Source organism: Streptomyces rubellus (assembly GCF_036323805.1).
Lineage (GTDB): Bacteria > Actinomycetota > Actinomycetes > Streptomycetales > Streptomycetaceae > Streptomyces.
The window spans coordinates 1-8,314 of record NZ_JAZDCX010000049.1 but is presented as its reverse complement, the minus strand read 5'-3'; the positions used below and the strand labels follow the sequence as shown (position 1 = coordinate 8,314).

2 protein-coding genes are annotated in these 8,314 nt (G+C 74.3%); both read left to right on the top strand.

Annotated features, from left to right (window positions below; translation table 11 throughout):
* Positions 1-2,334: SDR family NAD(P)-dependent oxidoreductase (locus tag V1L54_RS29135; RefSeq protein WP_330121163.1), on the top strand; the 2,334-nt coding region annotated here is incomplete at its 5' end.
* A 34-nt stretch (positions 2,335-2,368) separates the two neighbouring features.
* Positions 2,369-8,314 (top strand): type I polyketide synthase (locus V1L54_RS29130; RefSeq protein WP_330121162.1); only part of this gene is annotated, 5,946 nt, incomplete at its 3' end.

The window sequence follows — 8,314 nt, the reverse complement described above, 5'->3', positions numbered from 1 at the left end:
TCGGGGCAGGGCGAGGCGCAGACACTGCTGCGCATGATCGCCCGGGCCCACGTACGGGGCGCGGAGGTCGACTGGCCGGCGGTGACCGGCGTGGGCGACCGGGTCGACCTGCCCACCTATCCCTTCCAGCGCACCCGTTACTGGCCCGACCCCCCGGCCTCGGACGCGACCGTGGCGCCGGCGCCCGCCGCCTCACCGGCGGAGTCCCGCTTCTGGGCAGCCGTCGACGAGGGCGACGTCGAGTCCCTGGCCGCCACCGCGGGCCTCGACCCGGCGGCGCTGGAGCCCCTGCTGCCGGCCCTGTCGGCCTGGCACAGCGACGCCCGCGAGCACGAGGCCGTCGGCGCCTGGCGGTACCGGATCGCCTGGACGCCCCTGAAGGAGCCGTCCGCCGCGTCCTGCGTCGGACGGTGGCTTCTGGTGGCCCCTGACGACGCCAACGCGACGGTTGACGCCTGCCGCGCGGCGCTCACCGAACGGCAGGGTGAGGTCGACCTGCTCGTCGTCGACCCCGCCGACACCGACGCGGAGGAGTTCGCGGACCTGCTCCGCGACTATGTCGTCCCCGGCGAGCAACTCCGCGGTGTGATCTCCCTGCTCGCCCTGGACGAGACGCCGTATCCGGACCACCCGGTGATCACCGCCGGCTTGGCCGGCACCCTTTGCCTGCTGCACGCCGCCCTCGACGTCGACCCGGGCCCGCTGTGGACCCTCACCGCGGGCGCCGTCGGCGCGGGCGAGGACGAGGCGCCGGTCAGCCCGGCCCAGGCCGCCATCTGGGGCCTGGGCCGGGTCGCAGCGCTGGAACATCCCCGCCACTGGGGCGGTCTGATCGACCTGCCCGCCGACGGCCTCGGCGACGACACGCGCCTGGCCGCCAGGCTCGCGGCCACCCTGACCCGCACCGACGGCGAGGACCAGGTGGCGGTCCGTGCCGGGGCCGCCCTCGGACGGCGGCTGCGCCACGCCGACCCCGTCCTCCCGCGTTCCGGCACGGGATGGACACCGGACGGCACGGTGCTGGTCACCGGAGGCACTGGCGCCATCGGCGGCCACGTCGCCCGCTGGTTGGCGACCGAGGGGGCCGAGCACCTCGTCCTGATGAGCCGGCGCGGCCCCGACGCTCCAGGCGCCCGCGAACTCACCGCGGAACTCACCGCCCTCGGCTCCCGCGTCACCGTCGTCGCCTGCGACCTGCAAGACCGTGACGACGTCAGCCGAGCGCTCGACGCGCTGGCCGCCGACGGCGTCACCGTCCGGACCGTCATGCACACCGCCGGCCTGGGCGTTCTGGCCCCGCTCGCCGACACCGGCGTCGCGGACCTCGCCCACCTGGTGGGCGGCAAGGTCGCCGGCGCCCGTCACCTCGACGAACTGCTCGACCTCACGCGGCTGGACGCCGTCGTCCACTTCTCCTCCATTTCCGCGATGTGGGGCGTGGGCCAGCACGGGGGCTACGCCGCCGGCAACGCCTACCTCGACGCGCTCGCCCAACAGCGCAGCCGAGAGGGCGCCCCCGTCCTCTCCGTCGCCTGGGGGCCGTGGGACGGCGGCGGCATGGTCGACCAGGCCGCCGTGGAACCGATGCTGCGCCGCGGCATCTCGCTCCTCCGGCCCGGCCCCGCCATGGTCGCCTTGCGTCAGGCGCTCGACGCCCGCGAACCGTTCACCGCCGCCGCGGAGATCGACTGGGAACGGTTCGAACCCTCCTTCACCGCGCTGCGCCCCAGCCCGCTGCTCGCCGAACTGCCCGAGGTGAGTGCCCTCCGGTCCGCCGGGGCCGCAGCCGCTCCCGACACGGCCGAGGACGGGTTCCGCGCCCGGCTGGCCGGGCTGTCCCCGGTGGAGCGCGAGCGCGCGGTGCTGGAACTGGTCCGCACCCACGCCGCCGTCGTGCTCGGCCACGCGGGACCGGAGGACATCGAGCGGGAACGCACCTTCCGCGATCTGGGCACCGACTCGCTGACCGCTGTGGCGCTGCGTGACGGGTTGGCCTCCGCGAGCGGCCTGACACTGCCGGCCACGCTTGTCTTCGACCAGCCGACGCCCGTCGCGCTGGCGGAGCACCTGCTGGGCCTGCTGATGCCGGAGGACGTCGTCGATGACCTGCCGTCGACGGACGAACTCGACCGGCTCGAGGCGGCGCTCGCCCGCCGTTCCGGCGACGACCTCGACCGGGCCCGGATCGTGATGCGGTTGGAGTCGCTGCTCGCCACGACACGGAACGAGACCGGTACGGACTCCGCTGACGGCACCGCCCTGGCCGACCGGCTGGGACACGCCACGGACGACGAACTGTTCGATTTGGTCGAGAGGGATCTGGGACTCAAGTGACCGCCGCCGCTCCAAGAACCCGCAGGAGAGCACGATGACGACCGAAGCGAGCAAGAGCCCCACCGAGCACAAGCTCCGTGACTACCTGGGCCGGGTGATCGCCGAACTGCACACCACGCGCAGGCGGTTGCGCGAGGCCGAGTCGCAGGAGCACGAGCCCATGGCCATCGTGTCGGTGGCCTGCACCCTGCCCGGCGGTGTGCGTTCGCCCGAGGACCTCTGGCGGCTCCTCGCCTCCGGCGGAGACGCCGTCACCCCGTTCCCCGGCGACCGGGGCTGGGACGACAGTCCGCTGGTGGGCGCCGAGGGCGTCGCGGCCCCCGAAGCGTCCCAGGGCGGCTTCCTGCACGACGCGGGCATGTTCGACCCCGCGTTCTTCGGCATCAACCCGCGCGAGGCGCTGGCCATGGACCCGCAGCAACGGCTGGTCCTGGAATCGGTCTGGGAGGTGATGGAGCGAGCCGGCATCCATCCCGAGACGCTGCGCGGCTCCCGTACGGGCGTGTTCGTCGGGACCAACGGGCAGGGCTACGGCATCAACATGCAGGCAGGCATGGCCGGAACCGAGGGCTACCAGCTCACCGGCAGCGCCACCTCCGTGCTCTCCGGCCGTATCGCCTACACGCTGGGCCTGCAGGGGCCCGCGGTCAGTGTGGACACCGCGTGCTCCTCGTCGCTGACCGCCCTGCACCTGGCCGCCCAGGCCATCCGCGCCGGTGACTGCTCCATGGCCTTCGCCGGCGGGGTCACCGTCATGCCGCACCCGGTCGCTTTCCACGAGTTCAGCCGTCAGGGCGGCTTGGCCTCCGACGGCCGGTGCAAGGCGTTCTCCGCCGACGCGGACGGCACCGGCTGGGGCGAGGGCGTCGGCGTACTGCTCATCGAGCGGCTCTCCGACGCTCGCCGCAACGGCCATCCGGTGCTCGCCGTGATACGTGGCAGCGCGGTCAACCAGGACGGAGCCTCCAACGGCCTCACCGCCCCCAGCGGTCCCGCCCAGGAACGTGTCATCCGCGCCGCGCTCGACGACGCCCGCCTGACGCCCGACCAGGTCGACGTCGTCGAGGCGCACGGCACCGGCACCACGCTGGGCGACCCCATCGAGGCGCAGGCGCTGCTGGCCACCTACGGCCGCGACCGGGACCGTCCGCTGTGGCTCGGCTCGCTGAAGTCCAACATCGGCCACACCCAGTCCGCCGCCGGGGCCGCCGGCGTGATCAAGATGGTGCTGGCGATGCGCCACGGCGTGCTGCCCCGCACCCTGCACGCCGACGTGCCGACCCCGCACGTGGACTGGTCCTCCGGCCGCATCGAACTGCTCACCGGGGAGCAGCCCTGGGAACCCGGTGAACACCCCCGCAGGGCAGCTGTCTCCTCCTTCGGCATCAGCGGCACCAACGCCCACATCATCCTGGAGGAAGCACCCGCCGACGCCCCCGCCGAGGGGCCCGCCACCCGCCGGCCCGCCCCCGGCATGCTGCCGCTGCCGGTGTCCGGCCGGACCGCGCCGGCCCTGAGGGCGCAGGCCGAACGGCTGCGTACCTTCCTGGACGACGGGACGGGGGCTGCCGCCGAACTCGTCGACTTCGCCCACTCTCTCGGCGCGACCCGCCAGTCCCACGAGCACCGTGGCGTCGTCCTCGCCACCGACCTGGTGAACGCCCAGGCCGGCCTGCGGACCGTCGAAGAGGGCCGCACCGGGCCCGACGTGCTCACCGGCGCCGTGCGGCCCGGCCTGACCGCCTTCCTGTTCACCGGGCAGGGCGCGCAGCACGCGGGCATGGCACGTGACCTGTACGACACCTTCCCGGTGTTTGCCGAGGCCTTTGACACGGTGTGTCAGAAGGTCGGCGGTGAGCGGCCGCTGAAGGAGATCGTCTTCGAGGACGGCGCGGCGCTGGACCGCACCGTCCACATCCAGCCGGCACTGTTCGCCGTCGAGGTCGCGCTCTTCCGCCTGGCCGAGTCATGGGGCCTGCGCCCCGACGTACTGGCGGGCCACTCGATCGGCGAGCTGGCCGCCGCCCACGTCGCGGGCATCCTGTCGCTGGACGACGCCTGCCGCCTGGTCGCGGCCCGCGGCCGGCTGATGGAGGAACTGCCCGAGGGCGGCGCGATGCTGGCCGTCGAGGCCGCCGAGGGCGAGGTCGAGCTGCCCGACGGCGTTGACCTCGCGGCGGTCAACGGGCCGTCGTCCCTGACGGTCTCGGGTGACGCCGGCGCGATCGACGCACTGGAGGAACGGCTGCGCGCCCAGGGCCGCAAGGTCAAGCGGCTCGCGGTCTCGCACGCCTTCCACTCGTACCTGATGGAACCCATGCTCGACGAGTTCGCCGCGATCGCCCGCGACCTCATCTACCACCCGCCGACGATCCCGATGGTCTCCACCGTCGGCCTCGATAGTGACCCGACGACCTGGGAGCACTGGGTCAGCCAGGTCCGCTCGACCGTCCGGTTCGCCGACGCCGCCGAGGAACTGGGGCGCCAGGGCGTCACCCGGTACGTCGAGGTGGGCCCCGACGGGGTTCTCTGCGCCCTGGTCGGTGCCAAGGACGACACCGCCGTCGCCGTTCCGCTGCAGCGGAACGGCCGCGACCAGACGGACACCCTGCTGCGGGCCGTGGCGCACCTGCACGTCGCGGGGCTCGATCCCGACTGGGCGGCCGTCCTGGAACCGTGGAGTCCCCGCCGGGTGGACCTGCCCACCTACGCCTTCCAACGACAGCGCTACTGGCCGACCCTCAGCAGCCCGGCCGACCTCAGGACGGTCGGCCTGAGCGGCGCCGGGCACCCGCTGCTGGGCGCGCTCGTCTCGGTGGCCGGTGACGGGGGCCTCGTGCTCACCGGCCGGCTGTCCCGCACCACCCACCCGTGGCTCAACGACCACCGTGTGCACGGTGTGGTCCTCGTCCCGGGCACCGCGCTCGTCGACCTCGCCCTGCACGCGGGCAGCCAGGTCGGCTGTGCCGTCGTGGACGAGCTGACCCTGGACACCCCGGTGGAACTGCCCGAGCTGGGCGGTGTCCGGATCCAGGCGGAGGTGGGCACGCCGCTCGCGGACGGCTCCCGGGAGATCGCCCTCTACACCCGGCCCGACGGGGTCGACGGGAACGAGGGCACGGACGGCGGCTGGGTCCGGCACGCGACCGGCGTCCTGGCCCCCGCACGCCCGACGGCGGGCGAACCCCTGGCTGAGTGGCCGCCGCAGGACGCCCAGCCGGTGGTACTGGACGACTTCTACGCCGCCGCAGCAGCCGCCGGCCTCGACTACGGGCCACTCTTCCAGGGCCTGCGCGGCGCCTGGCGCGCCGCCGACGGTGTGGTGTACGCCGACGTGGCGCTGCCCGTCGTGGCCGACGGCGCGGACTCCCCGGACGCCGGGGGCTTCGACCTGCACCCCGCCCTCTTCGACGCCGCCCTGCACTGCGCGGCCCTGAGCGGCCCCTCGCAGAACGATCCGGCCGTCCGGGTGCCGTTCAGCTGGTCCGGCGTCACCCTGCACGCCAAGGGCGCCACCGCCTTGCGCGTGCGCCTGACCCCGACGAGCACGGACGCCGTCTCGCTTGAGTTCGCCGATCCGACGGGACGTCCGGTCGCCTCCGTGGAGTCCCTGGTGCTGCGGCCGGCGGCGCCCGTGGACGGCCGGATACCCTCCGACACGCTCTTCCGTGTCGAGTGGGCCGGCCTGCCCGCGTCCGGCTCGTCCACCCCGTGGACGGTCGTCGCCGACGCGAGGGAACTGGCGGCCTTGGCCGAGCCCCCCGCCCTGGTGGCCGTCCATGCCGACACCGACCCCGAGGACTCCGACGGCCCGGTGACCCTCGACGGGCCCGCCGCGGTCCGCCGCGCCGCCCACCGCGCCCTGGAGTACGTGCGGACCTGGCTCGCCGACGAGGGCTTCGCCGCCTCCCGTCTCGTACTGCTCACCCGAGGCGCCGTGCCCGCCGGGGGCACCCCGGTCGACCCGGCTGCCGCCGCGGTGTGGGGGCTGGTACGCAGCGCGCAGACCGAACACCCGGGCCGTTTCGTCCTGCTCGACCTGGACCCGTCCGACGGCGGCACATCGGTCACCGGCCTGACGGACACCGATGAGCCCCAACTCGCCGTGCGTGACGGCCGGTTGTACGCGCCCCGTCTCGTCCGTGCCGTCGTCCCCCCGGCGGCGCCGGACCCGGCGGAGACGCACGGCACGGTACTCGTCACCGGCGGCACCGGCGTCCTCGGCGGCCGCGTCGCCCAGCACCTGGTCGCTGAACACGGCGTCCGTGACCTGCTGCTGGTGAGCCGACGCGGCCCCGAAGCGCCCGGGGCGGACGAACTGATCGCCGAGCTGGCCTCCCTGGGAGCCCGCGCCCGCGCCCTCGCCTGCGATGTGGCCGACCGCGAGGCGCTGGCCGCGGTCCTCGCCGGCATACCCGCTGACCGGCCGCTGACCGGTGTGGTGCACGCCGCCGGGATCGTGGACGACGGTGTGGTCACCTCCCTGACCCCCGACAGGCTCGACGCGGTGCTGGACGCCAAGGCGGCCTCCGCGCTGCACCTGGACGACCTGGTCGGCGACATCTCACTGTTCGTGCTGTTCTCCTCCGTCTCGGCGACCTTCGGCTCCGCGGGCCAGGCCGGCTACGCGGCGGCGAATGCGGTCCTGGACGCCGTCGCCCGCCGCAGGCCGGGCGCCGTCTCCGTCGGCTGGGGCCTGTGGGCGGAGGCTTCCGGTATCTCCGCCGGGCTGGACGAGACGGGACGGGCCAGGATCCGGCGTGTGGGCTCCGCGCTCGCCACCGCCGAAGCACTGGCCGTCCTGGACGCCGTCCGGACGGGCGACACCCCGCACCTGGTCGCCCTCCGCCTGAACCTCACCGAGCTGCGGGAGGCCGCGGACCGCGACCCCGCCGCGGTGGCGCCCCTGCTGCGGGGCCTGGTCACCCGCCGGGTCCTGCCCGAGGCGGCGCGTGCCGTGCGCGGTGCCGCCTCCCCGCTGGGCGAGCGCCTCGCCGGCCTCGGCGAGGCCGAACGGGTCGAGCTGCTCACCGAGTTGGTGCGGTCCGAGGCCGCCGGTGTGCTCGGGCACACCGGCGTGGAGCTGATCGAGGACCACAAGCCGTTCAAGGACCTGGGCTTCGACTCGTTGACCGCCGTGGAACTGCGCAACCGGCTCGGCGCCGTGACGGGCCTACGGCTGCCCGCGGCCCTCGTCTTCGACTACCCCTCCCCGCAGGCCCTGGTCGCCCACCTGCTGTCCCACCTGACCGGGGCGGACACCGCGGCGCCCGCGCGGGCCAACCGCACCGCCGGCAGCGACGAGCCCATCGCCATCGTCGCGATGAGCTGCCGCTACCCCGGCGAAGTCAACAGCCCCGAGGACCTGTGGAACCTGGTGGCGACGGGCTCCGACGCCATCGGCCCGTTCCCGGACAACCGCGGCTGGGACACCACGGCCCTCTACGATCCCGACCCCGACGCGGCGGGCAAGTCCTACGTCCTCCAAGGCGGATTCGTCCACGACGCGGACCGCTTCGACCCTGTGCCCTTCGGTATCTCGCCGCGCGAGGCGCTGGCGATGGACCCGCAGCAGCGGCTGATGCTGGAAGCCTCCTGGGAGGTCTTCGAGCGGGCCGGAATCGACCCGAGCTCGCTGCGCGGCAGCTCCACCGGCGTGTTCGCCGGACTCATGTACCACGACTACGGCGCCACCATGACCGTGCTGCCGGAGGGGGTCGAGGGCTACCTCGGCACCGGCACCTCGGGCAGCGTGCTGGCCGGCCGGGTGTCCTACACCTTCGGACTCGAGGGTCCGGCCATGACCGTGGACACGGCCTGCTCTTCGTCCCTGGTCACCCTGCACCTGGCCTGTCAGGCGCTGCGCAACGGGGAGTGCGACATGGCGCTGGCGGGCGGCGTCACGGTGCTCTCCACCCCGGCCGTCTTCATCGACTTCAGCAGGCAGCGCGGTCTGGCGTCCGACGGCCGCTGCCGCTCG